The organism is Pseudoalteromonas sp. c7(2019) (assembly GCF_011378625.1).
Classification (GTDB): domain Bacteria; phylum Pseudomonadota; class Gammaproteobacteria; order Enterobacterales; family Alteromonadaceae; genus Pseudoalteromonas; species Pseudoalteromonas arctica.
Genome location: NZ_WTKS01000004.1, coordinates 77,832 through 100,248, shown reverse-complemented (window position 1 = coordinate 100,248; position 22,417 = coordinate 77,832). Strand labels below are relative to the sequence as shown.

The following is a 22,417-nucleotide window of genomic DNA, read 5'->3' as shown; positions in this document are numbered from 1 at the left end:
ATTTTGTTAGACTCTTACTGTGTAATTGAACTTTATATGCTTAAGGGCTACTAATGCAACATTATATCGTGCACTTAGGTAGGATAATTAAATTTGATGGCTTATAATAATAGCCTATTTGCCGGTATTAATTGGGTAAAATAGCTATTTAACTATTCAATTCTCACTATCGTAGTGAAATTCCATGTTTAACAGGGGCGAGCATTGCTAATTTTCCGTTATTTGACCGCTGAGGTTTTAAAATCGCAGGTCGCCGTATTTTTAACTTTAATGACAATTTTTTTGTCACAAAAGTTAGTTGGTATTTTAGGTGATGCCTCTGAGGGCAGTATTCCTGCTAAATTAGTGCTATCGATGATTGCACTAAAGCTTCCACAACTGGCCTCGCTAATACTTCCGCTGAGTATATTTTTAGGCATTATTTTGGCTTACAGCCGTATTTACGCCGATAGCGAAATGACCGTACTTAAAGCCTGTGGCGTAAGTGAATGGTATGTTGTGCGCGTAACGCTTATATCAAGCGTTGGGCTTGCCATATTAGCCGCTGCATTGACTATGTATATAGCGCCGTGGGCAAGCGAGCAAGAGTATCAATTGAAAGAACAAGCCAAAGCCGATGCGGGGTTATCTGCACTCAGAGCTGGGCGGTTCCAAGAAACCGGTAACGAAAAAGCCGTGGTGTTTATTCATAATATTGAAAAAGGCGGCAAAGAGCTCAATAAGGTATTTGTTGCACAGTTACCTGATAGCGAAAAAGGCAATCTAGCGCGCTTAGTATATGCACAGCAAGGTGTTGTGGTTGAAGCCGTAAATGGTGAGCAACAGCTAGTACTAACAGACGGTAAACGTTATGAAACAGACGGCACAACGCCTGCACTTAATTTAACAGAATTTGATGGTTACAGCGTACAAATACGAGAACAAGAAATAGAGCATCAACGCCGTAAATTAGAGGCTGTGCCAACTAACCAATTATTGGCTATAAATACTCCTGAATCTATTGCTCAATGGCAATGGCGACTCGCTATTCCGTTATCAATCCCACTACTTACCTTACTGGCAGTACCACTAAGTGTGGTTAATCCTCGCCAAGGTAAATTTGCGAAACTAGTGCCTGCTATTAGCTTGTACTTAGGCTACTTTATTTTACTAAATGCCGCTAAATTTGCAGTTGAAGATGGCAAAATCCCGCCTTCAATCGGCTTGTGGTGGATTCATCTAAGTGCCTTGTTTATAGGTGGGTTATTAATTATAAAAGGGCGACCACTGGGCGCTTGGCTTAAAGCCGTAGTGACTAAGCGGGAGTTAGGCTCATGATGAAAACGCTTGATTGGTATTTAGGCCGCAGTATTTTACAAACTACTGGCTTTGCATTGTTGGTACTTGTTGGTATTAGCACCTTAATTAAATTTATCGACCAGTTGAAGTCGGTAGGGCGCGGCAGTTACGATTTAATGACTGCAATGCTTTACACGCTTTACACAATACCTGGCGATTTAGTGGTGTTTTTTCCGATGGCTGCGCTAATTGGTGGCTTAACGGGTTTAGGGGCACTTGCCTCAAACAGTGAGCTGGTAGTGATGCAAGCCGCGGGTATGTCGCGCTTACAAATAATTGGCTCTGTGATGAAAACAGCCATATTTATGGCTGTATGCATGATGGCTCTTGGCGAATGGGGTGCACCTGAAGCGCAATTACACGCTAAAGAAATGCGAAACCAAGCAATACATGGCGGCGATGTGTTTAATACACAAAAAGGTGTATGGGCTAAAGACGGCAATAATTTTATTAATATTGAAGATGTTGATGAAAACGGCAGGCTCAACGGGGTACACATGTACCACTTTGATAAATCGTTAGAGCTTACCCAAATTACTAAAGCAAGAGATGCACTGAGCCGAAAAGAAGGCTGGCTACTTCGTGACGTAAATAAGGTTATTATTACTAGCGAAAAAACCACAACAGAGCAATTACCAGAAGAGTTTTATCCTTCGCAACTCACAGCTGAAAAGTTAGGGGTTGTTTCGGTAAAACCGGAGTCACTTTCATTTACTGGGCTTTGGTCGTATTTAAGTTACTTAGAGCAAAACGAACAAGACACAAGTACCTACGAGCTTGCTCTATGGCGTAAGTTGATGCAGCCAGTATCTGTTGCGGTAATGCTGCTGGTGGCGCTCTCGTTTATATTTGGCCCGCTGCGTACAGTTACTATGGGCGCACGTATTATTATGGGTGTTGTAACGGGGATTGTGTTTCACTTAACTAATGAAATATTTGGCCCTGTAGTTATGGTTTACCAAATACCAGCCATTATAGGTGCGGTATTGCCCAGTATTATATTTATAGGCTTTGCGACATATTTGATGAATAAACGGGTATAGAGTACCTATTCAAAGCATTAAAAAGGGTGACCACTGGTCACCCTTTTTGCTTTTTAACTACTGTTTAACTACCGCTTAACTCACGATTTGAAAGCTGGTATTAATCAAGCTCACTATAAATACGTCTGTTTTCTTCTTTAGTAAGCGCAATAACTTCTGTTTTAGAGATGTAATCTTGCAGTGCTTTTTTGTTTTTAAAATCTACTAACACCACCAAATTACCTAAACCGAGTAAAGCGCTAACGCTGCGGATAATTGATTGCGGCCAGCTAATTAAATTACCCTCGAGAGTTTGTACTTTTAAACGCCATGCACGCATGCCAATGGTTTGCCCGCTTTTAGTCCAAAAGTAGCCAAAAAATACTAAGGTAACAATAATTAAAAGAGCGGTACGAATACCCGAAAGAAGATTTGAATTTTGAATAAAGGCAGATACATCCTCTGCGCCATTTAAACTAATTACATCGAGAGAAATAAGCCCTTGTACTGCAAATAAATACAGCACTACAGTTAACATCGCAAACGCAATAATGGCTAACGTATCGTAAACTAACGACGCAAAACGGCGCCAAAAACCAGCACGTGGAAACTCACCCGACATAAATACACTCTCACTATTAATATGCGAGCTAGTTTAGCAAAAAAGCTTACAAATACTAAGACATGTTAATGTTTAGAGAGGGAATTGATTTTATTGCTTTAAGTTATTACCTACAGGGGAAATGAAAAAGACCCTGCTATTGGTAGCAAGGCCTTTTAATTTATAGCGGATTTAACCTAGCTTGATAGCAAGGTATTTTATGTCGTCACCACTTATTTGCGGTAAAAAATAAATATCGCCGTATTTAAAATACTGCTGCGAGTTAATTATTACGGCCTGTGCTGCCTGAGGCAATGAATCGTAAGTTTGGCCCAAGCTATAATCATTCACATTCCCCACTTTTATTGCCTGATTAAGACGGGTTGGTGGCTCATCAACCACTGTATAACCGTCATTATTTGCGACGTAATACACGTTTTGATATGTGTAGTAGGTGGTATTGTGATGCTTAAAATGCCTGTAATTTCTTGGTAGCGTATTTATACGCAGGCCTCTAGGTGGCGTAACTACATGGTAGCCTCTTTTAGCTTTACGGTAGTAAAGGCCGTCGTTAAACGTAAACGAAATACCATTAAATCTAATCGATGCGCTATTGCGTGGTAAATGGTTTATAAATCGATTTTGTCTGTAAGCGACTGAATTATTATGGCTTGTTAAGTAGTTATATTTGCGCTGGTTGTAGCGGTATTGTTCACGCTTTTCCTGCTTGTACTTAGCAAGTTTACGTTTTTCTTGCTTACGGTCTTCTCGTTTTTCTTTTTTATGCTCAATACGCTGCTTTTTTTCATGGCGGCGTTCATCGCGTTTATATTCAACACGTTTGTCGTGGTCACGTTTAAAGCTTTTATCATTCTCTCGCTCGTTTTGTGCTCCAAGCGCAGAGCCTGATACTGCGCCAATGGCGAGCAGTGCAGGTAGTAAAAAAGTAAGTTTCATAGTATTGCCTCGTTTATGTTTTTACATAACTGGGTTCAATACTAGCGGTTCAAACTGAATGTTAACTGACATACAACAGCAAACGGAGCTATGCTTACAGCTTTTTACATTTTACTGACGGTTCTTGACATAATATCTAGTTTTTGACGATTTTTAAGGGTAATTCTGTTCTTTTTAAGGGGGGTTATTACGAGAGATATTTTAATAATACTGCTATTAAATTATATATTTGGACTTTTTTGTTGTGCTTAGAAAACGTTATTTCCGTGCATTTTTAGATGGGAAAATACCAATAATAGAGTTTAAATGGTGTAAAAAGCTAAGTTTGCGGCACGTTGTTTATTGCCGCAAACATGACTTTATATTTTAAAGTACGCATCTATCTTTTAATAAATTTAAGGTTTGGGTGATACGTTATGGTATTAACTTTAACAAATGCTGTGTTATTAACGTTTATTTTAACAACTTTAATTGGAACATACTTGATTACCTTAGTTTGGTTAATTTTTTTCAGTTCTCGTTTTAGCTGAACCTTTTTATATTCTTGCTTTGTATATCTATCATGTGGTGCTGCAAATGCAGAACTAGATAAAGTGCTCATAACTAATAGTGCAGGTAGTATAAATGTAAGTTTCATAATATTGCCTCGTTTGTGGTTAACATGGCTAGTATTGACGTTTGAAACTGAATGCCAACTGCATGCAGGGCAATTGTAGGGAGGCTTTACACCCTTTTACTTATCTTTACTATTCTTGACGCTAATACCAATCCGCAGTAATACTTAATCAATTTGAGAGATTCAATCTAACGCTCACTCTATTAAAAAATGACTGATATATGGCTGCATAAATGCAGAAGGTAGGGCAATGAAAGAGCAATTGTCGAGAACAACTAATAACAAATTCAGCAGTGTTATCAACACCGTTTTCTTACCTCAAAACAGGTAGCTTAATTAAGCTACCTGGTATAAAACCGTATCGGTTCTATACCAATACCAATCCTTATCCCATATATCGTTTAGAGTTTAGGTTGGCTACTTTTGATAAAAAGGATAATCGCTATAGCCTACTTCAGTACCGCCATACATAGTGGCTGCATCGGCTTCGTTAAAGGTCCAATTATTCGCTATACGCTCTGGTAAATCAGGGTTAGCTATAAATGGGCGACCAAATGCAAATAAGTCACCGTAACCTTCACCTAAAATACGTACCGCTTTTTCTACTGTGTATTTACCAGCATAAATGATGCGACCTGAAAATTCAGCTCGCACTGCTTTATAAAATTCTTGTGGTAAATCAGGAGCCTTTTCCCAATCAGCTTCCGCTATTGATAAGTAAGCAATGCCAGCTTGCTCAAGCACTTTAACGGCTTGTACATAAGTATGATGAGGGTTTGATTCTACAAGTCCTAGATACACTCGTGTTTCATCTGTGCTTTCAAATAAAGGAGCAAAGCGAACACCTAAACGATCAGAGCCTACAACGTCACTTACCGCTTCAACTATCTCTTTTAAAAAGCGCAGGCGATTACTAAGCGTTCCACCGTATTGATCGTCACGGTTATTAGTATGTTCAGAAATAAACTGATTAACTAAATACCCGTTAGCACAATGAAGCTCTACGCCATCAAAGCCTGCTTCTAGAGCATTACGTGCAGCTTGCGCATACATGTTTACCAGCTCGCCAACCTCAGTAGTACTTAGTGCACGGGGGGCACTTGGGTCAGCTAACGCGCCCTCAGTAGGTGCGGTTTCAATAAATACTTTTACATTGTCAGCAATAATATCTGAAGGACCAACCGGTTTACCTGAATTTGGTTGTAGCGTGGTGTGTGATACGCGCCCTACATGCCAAAGCTGAGCAAAAATAACGCCGCCTTTAGCGTGTACTGCATGTGTTACTTTTTTCCAGCCTTCAATTTGTGCTTGCGAGTGAATACCTGGGGTCCAAGCGTAGCCTTGACCACGAGGCTCTATTTGCGTGCCTTCGGTAACCATAAAACCAGCCGATGCTCGCTGCGCATAATACTCAGCCATTAATTCATTAGGAATATTGCCAGGCTGAGTGCTGCGAGAGCGAGTAAGAGGTGGCATCACAATACGGTTTTTAAGTGTAAAAGGGCCAAGCTCAATTGATGAGAATAAAGGGGCGGTATTAACTAATTCTGATTTCATTTTAAATTCTCTTATAAAGCAAACAAAGACTTAAATAGTGGTTAAGCAACATTGGCAGCATAGAGATTTAAAGATACAATTTGAAACAACACTTTTTTGTGCAGCATACAATTATGAATGGTATTACTCGGCTCGATATAAAACAGTTAAGAGTACTCAGTAGCTTATTAGAACTGCAAAATCTTTCGCAAGTAGCCAAAAAAATGGGGTTAACGCAACAAGCTATTAGTGAGCAACTACGAAAGCTACGAGACTTATTTGACGATCGCTTGTTTATTCGCCAAGGTAATAACATGGTTGCTACTCCTAAAGCGCAAGGACTCAAGGCGCCTGTTAATCATATTTTAAAGCAATTAGAATCGTTACTAGAGCCCGAGCTGTTTAGTCCGCAAACTTATAAAGGTGTGTTTACCATAAGCGCAACCGACTACGCCACGCAGGCCTTATTGCCGCAATTATTTAATATTACCCGCCGCGAAGCGCCAGGTTTAAAGCTGATTGTGCGCGACTTTGCGTCTGACAACGTTAATCAACTTATAACGGCAGGCGAGCTTGATTTGCTGATAAGCTTTCCAGAATTTATACCCGACAACCTTTCTTATATCACTTTGTTTGAAGAACAGCATTTGTGTATTACCGGTATAGGTAACACTACTTACACTGAACCTTTGAGTTTGGCGCAATTTGCAAAGCATTCACAGCTAGTGGTGTCGCCATCGCGCGCTAATTTGCGCGGATCGCACGATCAGTGGTTTGAAAGCCAAGGGCTAAAACGTAATATTGTAATGTCGGTACCGAGCTTTTCAGCAGTGCCCGACATTTTACATACAACCGATATGCTAGCGTTTTACCCATCAAGATTATTACCAAATAGCAAAGTTAAACAGCTAAAAATAGAAGCTCTGCCTCCTACATTTAAAGTAATAGCCGCATGGCATCCGCGTACCAATAACAGCCCAATCCATAAATGGTTGATAGAGCAGCTACAAAACCTATAACAGTAAACTTTAATGCAAGTATTAATGTAAGTATTAAAGCAAATACTGTTACCATAATTAACGATGGTTATTAAAGATTGTCGTCAGCTAATTGCAGTGTCCTTCAATTGTGTTTTAAGTGCGGTAAAGGAATTATAAAGCTAAATGTTTAAGTTATTTTTTGGTGTTTTTTGCTGTCTACTTTGTTTCGGCACTTTGGCTAACGCAGTAAAAGAAGATGTTGAAAAAATACTAAGTGGTCATTTAACGAGTAATCAAAGTCGTGGGCTTATGGATAAGTTAGAGCGCAACCTACCTTATCCTTCTGTGCTCGATACTGCTCGAGTTAAAACTGTAAAGTGTTGGTTTTATGACCCCCAAAATGACAAGAATCATATAGCATTAAATGATTTACTGTCAGATGCTAATCAAGCAATCAAAAAAGCTGACACCCCTAAATTAAAACTCGATTTACAAACATGCCAGGCATTTAATTTATACCAACAAGGAAAAGTAAGTGCGGCCACTTCAATGACCAAAAATGTTATTAGTGACACCTCTAAAAATCCAGAACTTTATTACCAACATGCGACAGCTAACTTAATTTTAGGAAGGATTTTTCGTTCGCAAGGCTCGTATCAGCAAGCTTTTTTAGCATTTCAGCAAGCTTATAATTCCTTTGAACAAGGCGGCTTTTCTTACGACAAAGCGCTCATACTTAAAGAGATAGGGCTTATTCATGCCGATCTTCACAATTTTTTGCTGGCTGAAGAACAATTACAAAGAGCGATTAATGAGCTGACAAATTACAATGAGCAAGAGTGGTACATAGCCACAGATATCCTAGCCCAAGCTTATGAAGCCCAAGGTAATTACCAAAAAGCGGTAATGCTGTACAACAGTATACTCCCAGCCGTTATTAAGTATGAAGACGATGAAGGGAGTGCTTACCTACTCTTTAAAATCGCACAAATAAATATTCAATTAAATGAGCTGCAAGAGGCTAAACAATACTTAAATCAAGCTAGGGATTTAACGCTAAATAGTGAGTGGATTAAATTTATTCAATCAATAACAACAGCTGAGTGGTTAATTAAAAAGGGCCGCCTAGATGAAGCAGAACTTCTTTATTTAGATTTTGAACAAAATAGTTCTCAAGTATGGTCAGTTGACTCTTTAACTCGTTTTTTAGAATTTAAGCGTGAATTAGCAGTGCAAAAAAGTAATTATCAGCAAGAAGCCTTAGCTCAAAGAGAGTTATTAAAAATCGCAGATAAAAAAGTGCAAGAAATTGCAGATAATACATTACTTTCTCAACGTTTAGCATTTGATTGGGAACAGCAAAAACGAGAAATAACAAGGCTAAAAGAATCGTCAGAGGTAAAAGAGCAGTTATTAAATTTAGCTAATGAAAAAGCATTTTGGCAAATCGCATCGTTGCTATTTTCTATTGGGTTAATATTGATTTTAGCTTACATAACTTATAAACAAACTCAGCATAAACAGCGATTCAAAACACTTGCATTAAAAGACGAATTAACAGACATCGCTAATCGTAGAGCAATATTTGCATTTAAATACAACGCGATTAAAAAAAGCGAGTTTTTAGGAAGCGCGTGTTCATTAATTGTTATTGATATAGACCACTTTAAACAAGTAAACGATACATACGGACATGATATTGGCGATGAAGTTATTATCTCTACTGTTAAATTTATAGAAAAAAACATTCGTCAAACAGATTGCGCAGGTAGGGTCGGCGGAGAAGAATTTTTAGTTGTTTTACCTAATACAGCACTTAGTTTTGCGCATGAAGTTGCCCAGCGTATACGCGAAAATATTGAGAATGTTACTCATACCTCACTCCATATAAAATCAACAGTAAGTATTGGTGTAGTAGAAGTTAAAGCGGGCGAAGCCCCAAAAGATGCATCTCGACGAGCTGATGAAAAATTATACGCAGCTAAAAATGCAGGCCGTAATAAAGTAATGGTTTAATAACTCAATAATTATTGAGTTATTAAACGGCTAGTAATTTTTATTTATTATTGAAAAATATAGCAAGCTAATTCACTTAATGTAATGGTACGAATTAGGCATAATTAAATGGTTTATTTTAAAAAGCACTCAACCGGTTTTTTACTTGCACACTTGCTGCATGTAGCAGCCAGCCAAGCTATCAAGATAATGGCATATTGCACAGCGAGATCTCTATAAGTAAATACAGCGCACAAGCTGATATGCAACACGCGACTCATAACACAAACAGGCCTGCCAATATTGGCTGCGGTTTAGGGCTGGAGTTAAGCAAAAAAATAATAAAATGGCACGATGAGTATATCAAGTAAGCGACATGCTAGGGCATCATGAAGTGCTGGTCGATTTTAGTTAACGAGCTTTTTTAATACTTAGATTTGAAATATAAAAACCGCGCTAAGGCACTTTTAAAAAAGCTTTAGCGCGGTTTTTTTACATTCAAAAATATTTAATTTAACGCTGAGAATATAAAAACTTAGTGATTTACTTAGCAAAGTATCTGTTAGCGAGCCCTGCAATGCCAATGATCATCATGTTTAGTGCAGGCTTGTTTTGTGGGCTTGGCTTTTACGATCACAATGCTTGGAGAGTTGTGCTCAGTTACTAAAACAGGCGTAACTACTTTAACTGCTTTTTTATGTGGTTTATGCGCACTGGGACTATGTTGATATACAGTGCAGCCACTCATGGTAAATGCTATTGCTGCTACGCTAATAATTTTTAAAGATAAGTTCATAGGTATTTATCCTCTTTGGCTTTGTATAAGCTTTAAGATAAATCTTTTTTTGTATAGTGCTGTCAATAAACGTAAGTGGAGTGTAAATGTTGCTAATGTTCACTAAGGCAATAGCGCATTTAAAGCTAATGCCTTTGTATTTGAATATTAGATTTGCACAAAAAAGTAAGGCCTAAAAAACCTATAAATCGCTGCGCCAACCCATACCAGACTCTTCCATTAAACGCTCGTACACGCCTTCTATGTTAAGTGGTAACCATGCACCAAACTGTTTAAAGTCACTAAATTGGTCTAACTTTACATTTTGTTTAATTTCGTCAAGCGTATTGCCTGCTAAAATGCCTGCTGTTACTTGGCTATATAAAAGCTCTATATAACTTAAGTAACGCGCTACATCAGCCTTGCTGCCAATATCGGCATGTCCACCTACAAAAGTATTAAAGTCGTATTTGAGTACCGCTTGGGTTGAGTTAATCATGCCCTGAATATCGTAACTCCAGAGTTTTTGCCACGGCATTCTGCCAATAACAATCCAATCAACTACAAATAACGTTTTTTGCTTTTCGAATAATATACTAACCGAACCACGACCATCGTTTGGACCATGGTAGTTAAGCTTTACTGTTGACTCACCAAGGGTAAGTAGTAGCTCGTCATCAAAAGTAAGGCTGGGTATTACCGTTTTCATTTGTGTATTTTTAATATCTTGCGCAGCGAGTTTATGCGCTACAAAAGTGGTGTGCGGGCTTTTAAATACCTCAGCGCCGTAAATATGATCGCTGTGATTATGGCTATAAATTACGTATTTTACCGGTACGTTAAAGCGAGTTTTAATTTGATTGTTTAACCAGGTGGCTGCTTTTTTATTAAGCGGGTCGGTAACAACTGCACCCTCAGGAGTGATTAAAAATACTGAGCGATGTCTGTCATCTATAAAGCGGTGGAGGCCATCGCCTAAGTCTTCAATTTCATAGGCTTGTGTGGCAAAGCCTATAAATAATAGGGCTGTAGTTAATAGTTTTTGTAGCAAGCGGGGCATACACCATTCCTTTTAAAATTGATTAAATTAATAACGCTATTAAAAGAAGAAAGCATAAAGCTGTAAAAAATTTCAGCTGTTGGTTAAATTAAAACTTAAAACTTAAAACTTAAAACTTAAAACTTAAAACTTAAACCTAAACCTAAGCCTAAACCTAAGTAAAAGGATCAAATATGAGGATGAAATAAAAAGCCATTATAAAAATGGCTTTAGATAGGTTGGTTGGGTTTATCTTTGTGTTAGTTGTTGGTTTATTTCTTCAAAGATACTGGCATCATCTATGGTTGAAGGTATTTGTAGCTCTTCGCCATCAACTAGTTGACGTAAATTTTTACGCAGTATTTTACCCGAGCGTGTTTTGGGCAACCTATCTACGCTAACTATATTTTTAAGGCACGCAATAGCGCCAATCTGATTACGAACACTTAAAACAAGCGCTTGTTCTACGTCGGTACTTGAGCCCATAAAATCATTTTTAAGCACGATCATTCCCATAGGAAGCTGCCCTTTGAGGGGATCGTTCACACCAAAAACAGCGCATTCAGCAACAGCAGGGTGCGCGGCTACTATCTCTTCCATTTCGCCGGTAGAAAGCCTATGCCCTGCTACATTTATAACGTCGTCGGTTCTGCCCATAATAAATAGGTAGCCGTCTTCATCAATATAACCGCCATCGCCAGATAAATAATAACCTTCGTATTCATTTAGGTAGCTTGCTTTAAAGCGCGGGGTATCTTGCCAAATTGTTGGTAGGCAACCCGGTGGAAGTGGTAGTTTAATTACCACGGCGCCTTGCTCGTTAGCTGCGCATTCATTGCCATCCATATCTAATATTCGCACGTCAAAACCTGGAGTAGGCACGGTAGAGCTGCCAGGTTTTGTTGCTAAGTACTCAAGCCCTACAGGGTTACAAGCAATAGCCCAGCCGGTTTCTGTTTGCCACCAATGATCGAGCACTGGCAGTTTGGTTTTTTCTTTAAGCCACTCGTAAGTGGGAGGATCTAACCGCTCGCCGGCTAAAAACAAACGTTTTAAGCTAGAGGTATCGTATTGATTAAAACCATCGGCATTGGGGTCTTCTTTTTTGATTGCTCTAAATGCGGTGGGGGCACTAAATAATGCATTTACTTTATATTCTTCAACCACGCGCCAAAATGCACTAGCGTCGGGTGTTTTAACCGGTTTACCTTCATATAATACGGTCGCGCAGCGATACATTAGCGGCGCGTAAACTATATAAGAGTGCCCAACTACCCAGCCAATGTCAGACGCTGCCCAAAATACGTCGCCGGGCTTCATACCATAAACGGTTTCCATGCTGTATTGCATTGCCACTGCGTGACCACCATTTTCGCGCACTACGCCTTTGGGTGTGCCTGTCGTGCCTGAGGTATATAAAATATAAAGCGGATCACTACCATTTACAGGCACCGGATCTGCGCTTGCAGCCGTTTGCATTGCCTGAGTCCAATCTATGTCTCGTTTAGGCTTAAGAGTGGCCCTGACTTGTGGACGCTGATAAATAACGCAGTGTTCTACTTTGTGCGTAGCTAAGTCTATTGCGTTATCAATAAGTGGTTTGTATTCAATAATGCTGTTTACTTCAACACCGCATGAGGCGCTAAGTATAAGTTTGGGCTTGGCATCATCAATGCGTACTGCTAATTCGTGTGCAGCAAACCCACCAAATACCACCGAATGAATAGCACCAAGGCGAGCGCACGCCAACATACCAATAACCGCCTGTGGGATCATTGGCATATAAATAACAACGCGGTCGCCTTTTGTAACACCTAACGATTGTATTACGCCTGCAAATTTAGCAACTTCTTGTTGTAGTTGTGAGTAGCTATAAGTTTGCTTTGTATTAGTGACTGGGGAGTCGTAAATAAGTGCTGTTTGCTCGCCAAATCCGGCAATAACGTGTTGGTCTAGTGCTAAAAAACTGGTGTTTAATTGCCCGTCACTAAACCAATGATAAAGCCCGTCGTCGTCTTGTGTGTATGCTTTTGAGGGGGTTTTATACCACGGAATATTTTTACTTTGTTCGAGCCAAAATTGGGCTGGGTTTTGCTTAAAGGCATTATATTGCTGTTGATATTCGCCTGACATGTAAGGCTCCTAAAACTAAATTTGTGTGTGAGAGACCTTACAAAATGTAGGCTTTTTTTAGCAAGCAAGCTATTCGACCTTGGTCGGTTAAAAGTTAATCAACACACTGGTTTTAAAAATACAAAATTGACAATACAAAGCGTGTGGTTCAGCATGGCGGGCAGTAAAAATAAGAGAAAATACGATATGAGTAACGTAGTAAGAGTTGGTGTGGCGGTTATCATAAAGCATCAAAACACAATTTTACTAGGTGAGCGCATTGGCGCGCATGGTGCTAATACATGGGCAACACCTGGTGGACATTTAGAGTTTGGTGAAAGTGTTGAGCAATGTGCAATACGAGAAGTGTTTGAAGAAACTGGTTTAAAGGTAAGTAAAATTACTAAGCTTGATTTTACCAATGATATTTTTACAGCAGAGAACAAGCACTATATTACGCTGTATGTAAAAGCTGACTTTGAAGGCGGAGAGCCTGAGCTTAAAGAGCCTAATAAATGTTTAAAGTGGCGCTGGTGCGATATTAATAATCTACCAACGCCACTGTTTACATCACTAAAAAATTACTTATCTGAGGCTGTACTAGCCTAGTTATTTTGTTGGCGGTGTCGCTGGGCTTAACTCTAGTTTACTAAAGCTTACTTGAGCGTAATCGCCATTTTGTTTATCTGTAGACCAATCGCCAGTACCTAAACAACCTGGGTACCAAATACCTTTCGCGCTTTTAGTACTACATTGGTTATAAGCGCCTGCTTTAAAGTAATGCCAATCTGCTGCGTAGCCATGTGGATGATCTTTTTCGTCCACTTTGCCATAAGCATCTACGTTATTACCTAAGTTAATAGAGTAGTTAACGTCTTCTTTGCCTTGTGCGCTAAATGTAAGGTGCATAACATTTTTATACACATTTACCGTGTAGCTAAATTCTTCACCTAGTGCAATACCGGCACCGCCTGGCTCGTTAGGGTTTTCCCATGTATTACCCCAAACAGGGTAAGTAATGTCTGTACGGTCAGGATTCGTTTTAGCTAAGTTACGTTCGTAGTTCCAAAAAACTGAGCCTGTTTTATGTCCTGGCCATTTTTTGTAATATATTTTAAGTGGCTCATTGCCCCAGCCATAACCAAGCTTGGTATCAATAAGTGCTTGATCTTTACCTGCGTGAATTTGCCCTACAACAACCGAGTAAGCTGCTTTTTTATCAGGATCAGTCGCACGTAGCGCAACGTGATCTACTTTTAACGTTGCTTCCATTTTTCCACCAACGGAGCCAAATCGGTCAGATAGCGGGTGAACAGCCAAAGCAAAGTTGTTTTTAGAGTGTTTAGTTTTAATTTTAGTATTTGATCCACGGATCATTTGTCTAAGTTCACTACGGGTATTAGTAGAGTTAGCACTTGTAAGCGCTTTATTAGGGGAGGTAAATACCATGTAGCCTTTACCATCAAGATAGAAAAAATCAGGGTGTGCGTAAGTCTGAATTTCTTCTACATCTATTTCATCAATTTTACCGTCGTTGTTTAAATCTACTGGTACATTTATTTTCCAGTGTGATAAATCAAACTTTGTTGCAGGTACCGGCGCATCGCTTTGCTGATTAGTGCTTTGGGTACTTGAACAAGCGGTAAAAAGTAAAGGGGTGATAACGGCTAAAGCCGTAAGTTTAAATGTGGATGTATTTTTTATCATTATTGTCTCTGTGTGATGAAGTAAAAATTGTGCGGTACAGGCATCGCTTAATCTCAATCTAGCATACCAATTTAACAATTAAAACTTACCAATTAGTAAAATTAAATATTTTTTAAATGATTTTTTGTTATACCAATTTGGTTTAGGTGTTTTTTAACGGCTTTTATGGAAGTGTTTTCGGTATGTATTTTTTATGTGCTTGGCTATTCATTTAGTGATGTTTAACGTAGATTTTGGCGCTAAGGTGTAGTCTATTTTGGGGGGGGGAGGAGATTTTTAATTTTGTAGTTTGCTTTGCCGCGTTTAGCAAATAACTAAATAACCACTGCCAATAACTAATGTCGGGCTTTAACTATGGTTAGTGCTGCAAGTTAGTCGTGTTTGGTAATAAAAGTTGCCACTTGTTTAAAATGGCATGGTATTCACCATTTTCTTTAATGTTACTTAATGCGTCAGAGAGTGCTTTAGCTGTTTTAGGATTAAGTTGATTACTTGCTGCAAAATTAAGTGAGGAGGGAAGATCGCTTAAATGAATTCGTTTTGTTATTAGGCTAGGATCGAGTCCTAGGCTTTTTAGCTCGTTATTAAGTGTAAGTGTATTAGTTACTACAAAGTCTATTCGGTTTTTATAAAGCATTTGCCAAAGTTGATTATAGTAACTGACCAGTATTAAATTGTTATTTTCGGTAAAGCCTTTTTGTTTTAAGTAGGCTTCGCTCAGGTAGCCACGAATGGTTGCTACTTTATACTCTTTAGCAAAATTTAAGTGAACAACTTCATCTACATGGCTTTTTAAGCTAATTAAATAAGCATCTGCAAAATACACTTCGCCTAACCATGTATATTTATTAATCCGCTCTGGGGTTTTTAACAAAGACAACATTATGGCGTTGGTATTTGTTTTATGCTCTTTAAAAACGCGGGCCATAGGCATTATTTCAAAATTAGCGGTTAAGTTTGTTTGCTTCACAACTGCTTTGGCAATGTCGACTAAAGCGCCGCTTACTTCACCTTGCTGATTTTTAAAGTGATAAGGAGGAAGGTCTTCAGCTATAAAAGTAACCGAATCGGCGTTACACAGGGGGCTATATAAAATAAATACAAAAGCACTTAATAAAACACGCAAAAACATAAAAAATCTTTTAAAGCAATAATACACCTAGTGTAGAGAGTATTAACTAAAACATATATATATTATGTTTATATAACGTAAATAATTTGCATTTACTTGGCTGTGCTTACTGTTTTGTATTTTATAAATTGTAATGGCGAGCATTTATGCCAGCGTAAAAAAGCTCGATTAAAAGAGCTTTGATCTTTAAATCCTAAAATATTAGATAAATCAGCAAGTGGCATGCTGGCTATTAATGTATCTGCACGTTTTTTACGTTCTTTTTCAAGTAGCTGAGCAAAGGTTAAGTTTTGTTGTTTTAAGCGTCGTTGTAGCGTTCGGGGTGTTAAATTAAGCGCATCAGCTATGCCTATTAGGTTGCAGTTCTGCAAGGTGGTTTTAGCTGTAAGTAACTGATTAACTTTATCGCCTATACACTGCTGGCTTTTAAAGTTAGAGAGTTGCAGCTCTGACAATTGCTTAAAAGTAGAATTAATAATGGCGTTATCGGTTTTAAAGGGCAGCGTTAAATAATGGCTCGGAAAGCTAATTTGATTATATTCAGCACTGCTTTTTACAGGGCATTTAAACCATGATTCAAGGGCGCGCCTTTGCGATGGCAACCAATTATAAGTGAAACTAATACTACTTGGCGAAAGCGTTAAATTTATTAACTGGCGAATTACACTTACCCACGCGGTCATGTTTCGTAAAACAACATGCTCATTACAACTTTGGTGAGCAATCCAACGAATAGTTGCTGTATCAGTATTTAGTTCAAACTTGGCTTTACCAATATCAGCCACCAAGCTGTCGTAGCTTAACAATGCTTTAATGGCACTGCTTAAGTTATCGCTTGATTCAATTAAGTAACCTAAAACGCCGTAGTCAGCAGTGCGAATTTGCTGACCTAGGGTAAAACCAAAAAGAGGATCGTTAAGTGTTTTCTTGCCATAAACTAATAAAGCATTGTAACTATTTAAACTAATACGCGGCGCTAATTGATGGGTACGCTGATTACTAAATTCGTCAAAGCTAATAGCGTGCAAAGCCGTTTTAGTATTAATGCCTTGCGCTTGTAAGTAATCAAGAATACTTGAAAAGTAATGATCAGCCAATGTGTGCATTTGTCATCTAAAGCTAAAAAATAGTCGTGTATTAGCAAGTTTGCCACGTTAAATTTTTATATGCTAGTTGAATGCCTAATAACCTCTTGCTGTAAAAATGATACTTATAACAATTAAACAAGCGCTTAATGCACAGCCAAAGCAAATAATAAGCACACTATTGGATCATCAACAGTTGCATCGATTTTTTAATGCCAAATTTACGCTGCTACAAGCACAAGACGAAGGGCAAATAGAAGGCGGAAAAGGATCTGTTAGGCAAGTAAAAATAGGTAAAATAACTTTTTCAGAGCAAATAATCAGTGCCGATCAAAATCAGATCAGTTACCAAATAGTAGGCGATAAACCAGTAGCTAATCATCGAGGCGATATATACCTCACTGCAAATAAAGACATCAATACTTTAGTTACCGAACTTAACTATTGCATAAGCTGCTCAGCTCCATGGTGGATGCCAAATGCATTACTTAAATATGTTATTACAAAAGATATAACCCAAGCGTTAAACAATTTAAATAATTATTTTTTGGCGGGTAAAGTATGAACTCAGAAATTATTTTGCTCGCTCTTAGCCCGTTATTTTTGATATTTGTTTGCTGTGAGTTTATTAAGTTTAAGCGCTATTACGACATAAAAGATAGCCTAGCAAATACAGTGTTAGCGCTATTACACCAAGGCGCAGATGCTATTGCGTTACTGCTGTTAATGCCTTTATTTAATTGGTTGTATGACTATAGATTGTTTGATATTGAAGTGAGTGTATTAAGTATTGCATTTGCATTTTTACTGCAAGATTTTTTATATTATTGGTTTCATAAAGCATCGCATCATATTCATTGGTTGTGGGCTGCACATGTGGTGCACCATAGCTCAACTAAAATGAATTTCACCACCGCATTTAGGCAAAGCTTAATGTACCCCGTAGCCGGTATGTGGGTGTTTTGGTTACCTATGATTTTAATTGGATTTGAACCGCTAACAGTATTTAGCGTGGTTGCATTAAATTTGGCGTATCAATTTTTTGTACATACTCAAATAGTAGGTAAGTTAGGCTGGTTTGAAAAAGTATTTAATACGCCTTCGCATCACCGAGTTCATCACGCAATAAATGCAGGTTACCTTGATAAAAACTTTGCAGGTGTACTTATTATTTGGGATAAGTTATTTGGCACCTTTGTAGAAGAAGATAAATCAAAGCCTTGTAAATACGGCATTATAGGGCAGCTTAATAGCAATAACCCAGTCGTTATTACGTTTCATCAGTGGGAGCACTTATTGAAAAGTGTTTATAAGGCATCGGGAATAAAAGCTAAATGTAGAGTGCTATTTGGCTACCCTACAAGTAGCATTAAATATAAAGAATATTGAAAAAGTTAAAAGTAAAACTGCATAGCTAAACTCATTGATGAATTATGGCTATGCCATTGAGCATGCTGTACTTTGCTGCGCAGCGATACATTGCGAGAAACAGCGTAATTCCATGTTATAGCTATTTCGCTGTGCTTACTTGCTGCGTTATCAGTTAGCCATAATATATTGCCAGTTAAAGCGAGTTTATGGTTATTGTTTATTTGCCAAATTACACCGGCTTCGCTGCCTATTCCAGTACTAAGTTGGTCGGTTATATCGCCTGTATTTAGCTCAAATTGACCAAGAATATAGCCGTGTAGATTATTAGGATCGCCATAAGATTTACCATAACCTCCTCTTGTAAAAAAGCGGCCTAAACGTTTATTGTCACTTGGTTGTCGGTCAAAGCCCATTTTAAAGTTCCACGACCAGCTATCAAATACGCGGTTATCGGGTGCAAGCGACATAGCATCTAATAAGTAAAAATGTTCAATATCTGCATTTCCTTCATCAGTAATAGCGGCTTCCAAATCAAAAAAACTAATTTGTGCACCCGCTATAAAACCTTCAGGCCTATCTAGTAAGTCATGGTACGCAAGCCTATAACCAAAATTTGTAAGGTTTGCTTGGTTATTATTTTGTACCCTACCTAGCGATACTTTAGAAGAACCATGACCTTGCTCAGGGGAAGCAATAGGGCGGCTTGGCTTAGTAAATGGCGAAGCTACATTATATTTGCTGCGCATTAGGAGTAGCTTAGTTAGTCGCGGGGCAATTTCTTCACGATTTAACGCTTTATCGTAAAATTCAAAATTTAACCATTCATACGCCATTTCTAATATAGCGACTAATTGCGACTGTGAGTAATTACGAGTATTGAGGGAGCCACCTTGCATTAACTCTCTTGCATCATCAAGTTGTTCGTCAGTCATTTGAGTAGAGTAATGGTATAGCTTAGTACCAAAAGCAGGGCGGTAATTAGGTGTTTGTAATAAGTTGTTATTTCTTAGTACTGCAACGGTATCTGATGGAATAGCTTGCATATTAAATGACGATGTTAAATCAAGGTCCTCTTGTGCAAGTTGTAATAATGCAAGTAATTGGTAAGAGCAGTTTTCATCAATAAAAAAGTAATCGAATGTAGCTAATTGTAGCTCCCACAAGTGCAATAAAATAAGCTCTACCTGTGGCTCTGATAAATTAAGTTTGTATTCCCAAATATCACGAGATTCTAAGTCATTATATTCGCGTACTTTTTTATAGTACGGCATAAGTGAAAACTTACCTGGGTAGCTGCCAATCAAGCCTTTTAGTGCATACATAGCTGCGTTATCTGAGCCATCTGGCTCTGCTGCAAAATTAACGGCGAATGCGAGCAACTCTTTATGGCGAGTCTGATCTTTTGCATCAATACGAAGTAAAGTGTGGCCAAACATTGATGATGGGCTATTCATAAATGCAGTTGGAAAAACTAACGTAACCCCTTTAGGGTTTATTATTTTTTGCCACGCCTGTAGTTCTGGGCAATTAAGTTCGGGCCAGTTATTTTTAATTTTTGTTTTTAGCCATTTATAACGTGCAGGAAACTGACAACGATATTGTGTTGTTTTTGGGTCAGTATTTTTACCACTAAATGCAGCTATAGTGGCTTTAAGTTCGTCATATGGGCTTGTTTTACCTGTAGGAGATAAAAAAAACTCAGCACTGTCTACTTCACTTTTCCAATCACCTAATGTGGCCAAGCGGTAGTGACCTAATTTAAGCCAGTAAGGGTGTGTTGCTAATGTATTTGTTTCAATACTTTGAGCGTTTGAGTAAGTACTAAAAAGAGCGAGCAGTAAACCAAATAATATTTTTTTCATAATCACTAAATTACAAAAGCCGCTAGAGAAATACTCCAGCGGCTTTATTTATACGTATAAAACCGGCTAATTTAGCTGATTAAGAAAGAGTATAAGAAGCAAGTTGTGCGTTACTTGCAAGAACAGTGTTTAGGTTTTCTAAAACTGTTTGTGAAGTTACGTTTTCAGAAGTAAATACTGAAGAAAACTGTGCTTGAGCAAGCTTATTGAACGCTGCTTTATCTTGATCTGCAACACCCCAAGCTTCAGCTAGAGTAGCTAAAGTTTCGCCTTCACCTTTTGACATATCACGAGCAAGTTGCTCCATGTTACCGTCAATGAATAAAGCGATTTTTTCTGAAGAAGTTACTGTACCAGTACCATCACAACCAAGAGTACCAAAAGTGATACCAAAAGTTTGGTTACCAGATGTACCATTTGTTGTAGCGCCTAAAATTTTAACGCCTTTACCTTGCTGACCAGCAAATAACATAGAACCAAGACCACAACCAATATCTTGGTCAGCCATTGCGTTTGAGAAAGGAAGTAAAGATAGAGCTGCTACTGCGATTAGTTTTTTCATTTTCATAAATCCATATATGATTGTCTTTATTTAGGGTAAATAAAGTTCGCGGAAGATTCTAACAGACTTGCAGAAAAAAGGAACAGGCTAAAACATGAATATTTTACACTCTAATTTTTAAATATATTAAAGTTAATGTCAGGATAAAAATCAGCCTAGTTTCCACTTTTTATTGAACTGGTGGCGGTTTTTTACTTCTTGGCGCACCTAATAAAATGCAAGTATGGCAAATACATACAGATAAAAATGCACTAATACCCAATGCACCTCCATAGCCGTCAAGTTTTGGTACAAGGAATTCAAATAAGATTGAAAACAAAATAGATGAGCTTGCTACAGTATAAATACCAAATCGATGTGGGGCGCTCATACCTATGAATGTGCCGCCAAAAAATACAATTGCGTATAAATCGGGGTTCAAATTTAAAGCGCTAAAAATTAAATAAGCAATAATAGAAAGTGAAGACGACGCTCTAACCCCGTCAAAGCGACTATGCTTAGCTAAATAAAATGTTAAAAAAGCCCCAAGCATTACAAGTAATGGATATTCAATACTCATAATACAATTCCTTTGGCTAATACAAAAAGTGCCACGCTTGCAAAAGCTACGCTGCCAAGCTTGCCACCAAAACCTGTAAACATATTCATAGTAAGCACATACAAACTTGAGCCAATAAGCGAAATAATAGCAATTTCCCAGTAACTGGTAATTAAATGAGTTGAACACATGCCTGCAAAGCTACCAGCATAAATTGCAGCATACGGATGGTTTTTATAATGTGCAGGAAAAGGAATAAACGAGCCAATAAGCCCCGTTAGCGCAGCAGAAATCACTAAAGGTAATGCAAAAGTAGTGTGCATAGCAAAGCAAGCTACAAAGCCTAAAAAGAAAGTGATGAATTTTAAAAATAAGAATTTAATCATAGCGGCGCATTTTAAACTAATCCTTTTGCGCTTTCTAATACTCTCTAACAAATAAATGTTATAAGTAATTACAAACTTTAAAAGCGTGTTTTTTAAACGGCTTTTAGGTATTAAATATGCTTAATAGTGCCGCTGTTAATGTTCTATAAATCACAAGTTATGTATAATGGCGATAATTTAATGTATTAAAGTGTTAACCAAGGGTTATTTATGTCTAACTGTTTACATCTGGCTATTCCGGCTGGCGATTTAAAAGTGGCTAAAGCGTTTTATTGTGACGTACTAGGCTGTAAAACGGGTAACAGTGAAGAAGGTCGCTGGGTAGATATAGATTTTTGGGGTAATGAACTTACCTTGCACCAAAGTGTTGAGCGCCTACCAACAGTTCGCCATGATGTAGATATGGGAGCTGTGGCAGTACCTCACTTTGGGATTCACTTATCTGAAGATGAATTTAACGGGTTAAAAACACGTATTGAAGATGCGGGTATTGAATACCTAGATAAACCATATCGCCGTTTTATTGGTGATGAGTTTGAGCAAGAAACGTTTTTTATTGAAGATCCAAATGGCAATGTGCTTGAAATGAAAACCATGGTAAACCCAGAGGTTTTATTTAAAAAAGTATAAATGCTGTTGTTTAAGTTAAGCTAAAAAACCACTTTAATAAGTGGTTTTTTTATAACTATTAATCAGTGTTTTGATAAATTAGTTAATATTTACAGGTGAAAAAAATTACACTACATGCATGATTTTTATTCACTCTACAATGTAGGTATAGACACGTAGACTTAATTTCAATT

22 protein-coding genes are annotated in these 22,417 nt (G+C 38.1%); 8 read left to right on the top strand and 14 right to left on the bottom strand.

Annotated features, from left to right (window positions below; all coding sequences use genetic code 11):
* Positions 1 to 204: 204 nt before the first annotated feature.
* Together lptF and lptG are read left to right on the top strand one after the other, a co-directional pair.
* Positions 205 to 1,317: an LPS export ABC transporter permease LptF gene (lptF, locus tag GQR38_RS05830; RefSeq protein ID WP_007587281.1), complete on the top strand. Its 1,113-nt coding sequence runs from the start codon at positions 205 to 207 to the stop codon at positions 1,315 to 1,317.
* Positions 1,314 to 2,381 (top strand): LPS export ABC transporter permease LptG, encoded by a 1,068-nt coding sequence (lptG, locus tag GQR38_RS05825; RefSeq protein ID WP_007587278.1) that lies wholly within the window; start codon positions 1,314 to 1,316, stop codon positions 2,379 to 2,381. Before lptF ends, lptG begins: the two co-directional genes overlap by 4 nt.
* A gap of 100 nt (positions 2,382 to 2,481) precedes the next feature.
* Here lptG and GQR38_RS05820 read toward each other — a convergent pair whose 3' ends face one another.
* The 4 genes from GQR38_RS05820 to GQR38_RS05805 form a co-directional block, all read right to left on the bottom strand.
* Positions 2,482 to 2,982 (bottom strand): RDD family protein, encoded by a 501-nt coding sequence (locus GQR38_RS05820; protein WP_007587274.1) that lies wholly within the window; start codon positions 2,980 to 2,982, stop codon positions 2,482 to 2,484.
* 171 nt (positions 2,983 to 3,153) lie between these two features.
* A complete protein-coding gene (locus GQR38_RS05815) occupies positions 3,154 to 3,918 on the bottom strand; it encodes a DUF6515 family protein (protein WP_165722072.1) in 765 nt (254 codons plus the stop codon).
* 379 nt (positions 3,919 to 4,297) lie between these two features.
* Positions 4,298 to 4,555, bottom strand: a complete 258-nt coding sequence (locus tag GQR38_RS05810; RefSeq protein ID WP_165722071.1) for a hypothetical protein — start codon at positions 4,553 to 4,555, stop codon at positions 4,298 to 4,300.
* 396 nt (positions 4,556 to 4,951) lie between these two features.
* Positions 4,952 to 6,091: an alkene reductase gene (locus GQR38_RS05805; RefSeq protein WP_165722070.1), complete on the bottom strand. Its 1,140-nt coding sequence runs from the start codon at positions 6,089 to 6,091 to the stop codon at positions 4,952 to 4,954.
* Between the two features lie 80 nt (positions 6,092 to 6,171).
* Here GQR38_RS05805 and GQR38_RS05800 point away from each other — a divergent pair, with 80 nt between their 5' ends.
* Entirely contained in the window at positions 6,172 to 7,089 is a 918-nt protein-coding gene (locus GQR38_RS05800) for a LysR family transcriptional regulator (protein ID WP_206006074.1), read from the top strand.
* 144 nt (positions 7,090 to 7,233) lie between these two features.
* Complete coding sequence (locus GQR38_RS05795; protein ID WP_165722069.1) at positions 7,234 to 9,066, top strand: tetratricopeptide repeat-containing diguanylate cyclase; 1,833 nt, start codon at positions 7,234 to 7,236, stop codon at positions 9,064 to 9,066.
* A gap of 541 nt (positions 9,067 to 9,607) precedes the next feature.
* Here GQR38_RS05795 and GQR38_RS05790 read toward each other — a convergent pair.
* The 3 genes from GQR38_RS05790 to GQR38_RS05780 form a co-directional block, all read right to left on the bottom strand.
* Positions 9,608 to 9,841 carry a hypothetical protein gene (locus GQR38_RS05790; protein ID WP_121955078.1) on the bottom strand — a complete coding sequence of 78 codons (234 nt, stop codon included), beginning with the start codon at positions 9,839 to 9,841 and terminating at the stop codon, positions 9,608 to 9,610.
* Between the two features lie 181 nt (positions 9,842 to 10,022).
* Positions 10,023 to 10,880, bottom strand: coding sequence for an MBL fold metallo-hydrolase (locus GQR38_RS05785; protein ID WP_165722068.1), 858 nt, complete (start codon positions 10,878 to 10,880; stop codon positions 10,023 to 10,025).
* Positions 10,881 to 11,108: 228 nt separating this feature from the next.
* Positions 11,109 to 12,992 (bottom strand): propionyl-CoA synthetase, encoded by a 1,884-nt coding sequence (locus GQR38_RS05780; RefSeq protein ID WP_165722067.1) that lies wholly within the window; start codon positions 12,990 to 12,992, stop codon positions 11,109 to 11,111.
* Between the two features lie 186 nt (positions 12,993 to 13,178).
* On the opposite strand from GQR38_RS05780, the gene GQR38_RS05775 reads away from it, so the two are divergent.
* On the top strand, positions 13,179 to 13,580 hold the full coding sequence (locus GQR38_RS05775) for an NUDIX hydrolase (protein WP_024589726.1): 402 nt from the start codon (positions 13,179 to 13,181) through the stop codon (positions 13,578 to 13,580).
* Here the strand turns inward: GQR38_RS05775 and GQR38_RS05770 are convergent, their stop codons facing one another.
* From GQR38_RS05770 to GQR38_RS05760, 3 genes are all read right to left on the bottom strand, one after another.
* Positions 13,581 to 14,678 carry a polysaccharide lyase family 7 protein gene (locus GQR38_RS05770; protein ID WP_121955074.1) on the bottom strand — a complete coding sequence of 366 codons (1,098 nt, stop codon included), beginning with the start codon at positions 14,676 to 14,678 and terminating at the stop codon, positions 13,581 to 13,583. It lies immediately after the preceding gene.
* 358 nt (positions 14,679 to 15,036) lie between these two features.
* Entirely contained in the window at positions 15,037 to 15,810 is a 774-nt protein-coding gene (locus tag GQR38_RS05765; protein WP_024589728.1) for a transporter substrate-binding domain-containing protein, read from the bottom strand.
* A 92-nt stretch (positions 15,811 to 15,902) separates the two neighbouring features.
* Positions 15,903 to 16,916, bottom strand: a complete 1,014-nt coding sequence (locus GQR38_RS05760; protein WP_165722066.1) for an AraC family transcriptional regulator — start codon at positions 16,914 to 16,916, stop codon at positions 15,903 to 15,905.
* 97 nt (positions 16,917 to 17,013) lie between these two features.
* On the opposite strand from GQR38_RS05760, the gene GQR38_RS05755 reads away from it, so the two are divergent.
* Complete coding sequence (locus GQR38_RS05755; RefSeq protein ID WP_165722065.1) at positions 17,014 to 17,460, top strand: SRPBCC family protein; 447 nt, start codon at positions 17,014 to 17,016, stop codon at positions 17,458 to 17,460.
* Positions 17,457 to 18,284 (top strand): sterol desaturase family protein, encoded by an 828-nt coding sequence (locus GQR38_RS05750; protein WP_165722064.1) that lies wholly within the window; start codon positions 17,457 to 17,459, stop codon positions 18,282 to 18,284. The genes GQR38_RS05755 and GQR38_RS05750 overlap by 4 nt, the downstream gene beginning before the upstream one ends.
* Before the next feature lie 5 nt (positions 18,285 to 18,289).
* Here the strand turns inward: GQR38_RS05750 and GQR38_RS05745 are convergent, their stop codons facing one another.
* The 4 genes from GQR38_RS05745 to GQR38_RS05730 all read right to left on the bottom strand — a co-directional run bounded on the left by GQR38_RS05745 (position 18,290) and on the right by GQR38_RS05730 (position 21,551).
* On the bottom strand, positions 18,290 to 20,128 hold the full coding sequence (locus GQR38_RS05745) for a DUF4105 domain-containing protein (RefSeq protein ID WP_165722063.1): 1,839 nt from the start codon (positions 20,126 to 20,128) through the stop codon (positions 18,290 to 18,292).
* Between the two features lie 79 nt (positions 20,129 to 20,207).
* Entirely contained in the window at positions 20,208 to 20,690 is a 483-nt protein-coding gene (locus GQR38_RS05740; RefSeq protein WP_024589733.1) for a DUF3015 domain-containing protein, read from the bottom strand.
* Between the two features lie 169 nt (positions 20,691 to 20,859).
* Positions 20,860 to 21,249 (bottom strand): hypothetical protein, encoded by a 390-nt coding sequence (locus GQR38_RS05735; RefSeq protein WP_165722062.1) that lies wholly within the window; start codon positions 21,247 to 21,249, stop codon positions 20,860 to 20,862.
* Positions 21,246 to 21,551: a hypothetical protein gene (locus GQR38_RS05730; protein WP_007587218.1), complete on the bottom strand. Its 306-nt coding sequence runs from the start codon at positions 21,549 to 21,551 to the stop codon at positions 21,246 to 21,248. The genes GQR38_RS05735 and GQR38_RS05730 overlap by 4 nt, the downstream gene beginning before the upstream one ends.
* 273 nt (positions 21,552 to 21,824) lie before the next feature.
* Between GQR38_RS05730 and GQR38_RS05725 the strand changes: the two genes are divergently transcribed.
* Positions 21,825 to 22,244, top strand: a complete 420-nt coding sequence (locus tag GQR38_RS05725) for a VOC family protein (protein ID WP_010554617.1) — start codon at positions 21,825 to 21,827, stop codon at positions 22,242 to 22,244.
* The last annotated feature ends 173 nt before the right edge of the window (positions 22,245 to 22,417 follow it).

What these genes read in the sequence shown, in the direction of transcription:
- GQR38_RS05815 (WP_165722072.1), bottom strand. Translation starts at nt 3,918, where the DNA reads ATGAAACTTACTTTTTTACTACCTGCACTGCTCGCCATTGGCGCAGTA.
- GQR38_RS05795 (WP_165722069.1), top strand. Translation starts at nt 7,234, where the DNA reads ATGTTTAAGTTATTTTTTGGTGTTTTTTGCTGTCTACTTTGTTTCGGC.
- GQR38_RS05780 (WP_165722067.1), bottom strand. Translation starts at nt 12,992, where the DNA reads ATGTCAGGCGAATATCAACAGCAATATAATGCCTTTAAGCAAAACCCA.
- GQR38_RS05775 (WP_024589726.1), top strand. Translation starts at nt 13,179, where the DNA reads ATGAGTAACGTAGTAAGAGTTGGTGTGGCGGTTATCATAAAGCATCAA.
- GQR38_RS05730 (WP_007587218.1), bottom strand. Translation starts at nt 21,551, where the DNA reads ATGCACACTACTTTTGCATTACCTTTAGTGATTTCTGCTGCGCTAACG.
- GQR38_RS05805 (WP_165722070.1), bottom strand. Translation starts at nt 6,091, where the DNA reads ATGAAATCAGAATTAGTTAATACCGCCCCTTTATTCTCATCAATTGAG.
- lptG (WP_007587278.1), top strand. Translation starts at nt 1,314, where the DNA reads ATGATGAAAACGCTTGATTGGTATTTAGGCCGCAGTATTTTACAAACT.
- GQR38_RS05770 (WP_121955074.1), bottom strand. Translation starts at nt 14,678, where the DNA reads ATGATAAAAAATACATCCACATTTAAACTTACGGCTTTAGCCGTTATC.
- GQR38_RS05735 (WP_165722062.1), bottom strand. Translation starts at nt 21,249, where the DNA reads ATGAGTATTGAATATCCATTACTTGTAATGCTTGGGGCTTTTTTAACA.
- GQR38_RS05740 (WP_024589733.1), bottom strand. Translation starts at nt 20,690, where the DNA reads ATGAAAAAACTAATCGCAGTAGCAGCTCTATCTTTACTTCCTTTCTCA.
- GQR38_RS05790 (WP_121955078.1), bottom strand. Translation starts at nt 9,841, where the DNA reads ATGAACTTATCTTTAAAAATTATTAGCGTAGCAGCAATAGCATTTACC.
- GQR38_RS05820 (WP_007587274.1), bottom strand. Translation starts at nt 2,982, where the DNA reads ATGTCGGGTGAGTTTCCACGTGCTGGTTTTTGGCGCCGTTTTGCGTCG.
- GQR38_RS05785 (WP_165722068.1), bottom strand. Translation starts at nt 10,880, where the DNA reads ATGCCCCGCTTGCTACAAAAACTATTAACTACAGCCCTATTATTTATA.
- GQR38_RS05765 (WP_024589728.1), bottom strand. Translation starts at nt 15,810, where the DNA reads ATGTTTTTGCGTGTTTTATTAAGTGCTTTTGTATTTATTTTATATAGC.
- GQR38_RS05745 (WP_165722063.1), bottom strand. Translation starts at nt 20,128, where the DNA reads ATGAAAAAAATATTATTTGGTTTACTGCTCGCTCTTTTTAGTACTTAC.
- GQR38_RS05810 (WP_165722071.1), bottom strand. Translation starts at nt 4,555, where the DNA reads ATGAAACTTACATTTATACTACCTGCACTATTAGTTATGAGCACTTTA.
- GQR38_RS05725 (WP_010554617.1), top strand. Translation starts at nt 21,825, where the DNA reads ATGTCTAACTGTTTACATCTGGCTATTCCGGCTGGCGATTTAAAAGTG.
- GQR38_RS05750 (WP_165722064.1), top strand. Translation starts at nt 17,457, where the DNA reads ATGAACTCAGAAATTATTTTGCTCGCTCTTAGCCCGTTATTTTTGATA.
- GQR38_RS05760 (WP_165722066.1), bottom strand. Translation starts at nt 16,916, where the DNA reads ATGCACACATTGGCTGATCATTACTTTTCAAGTATTCTTGATTACTTA.
- GQR38_RS05755 (WP_165722065.1), top strand. Translation starts at nt 17,014, where the DNA reads ATGATACTTATAACAATTAAACAAGCGCTTAATGCACAGCCAAAGCAA.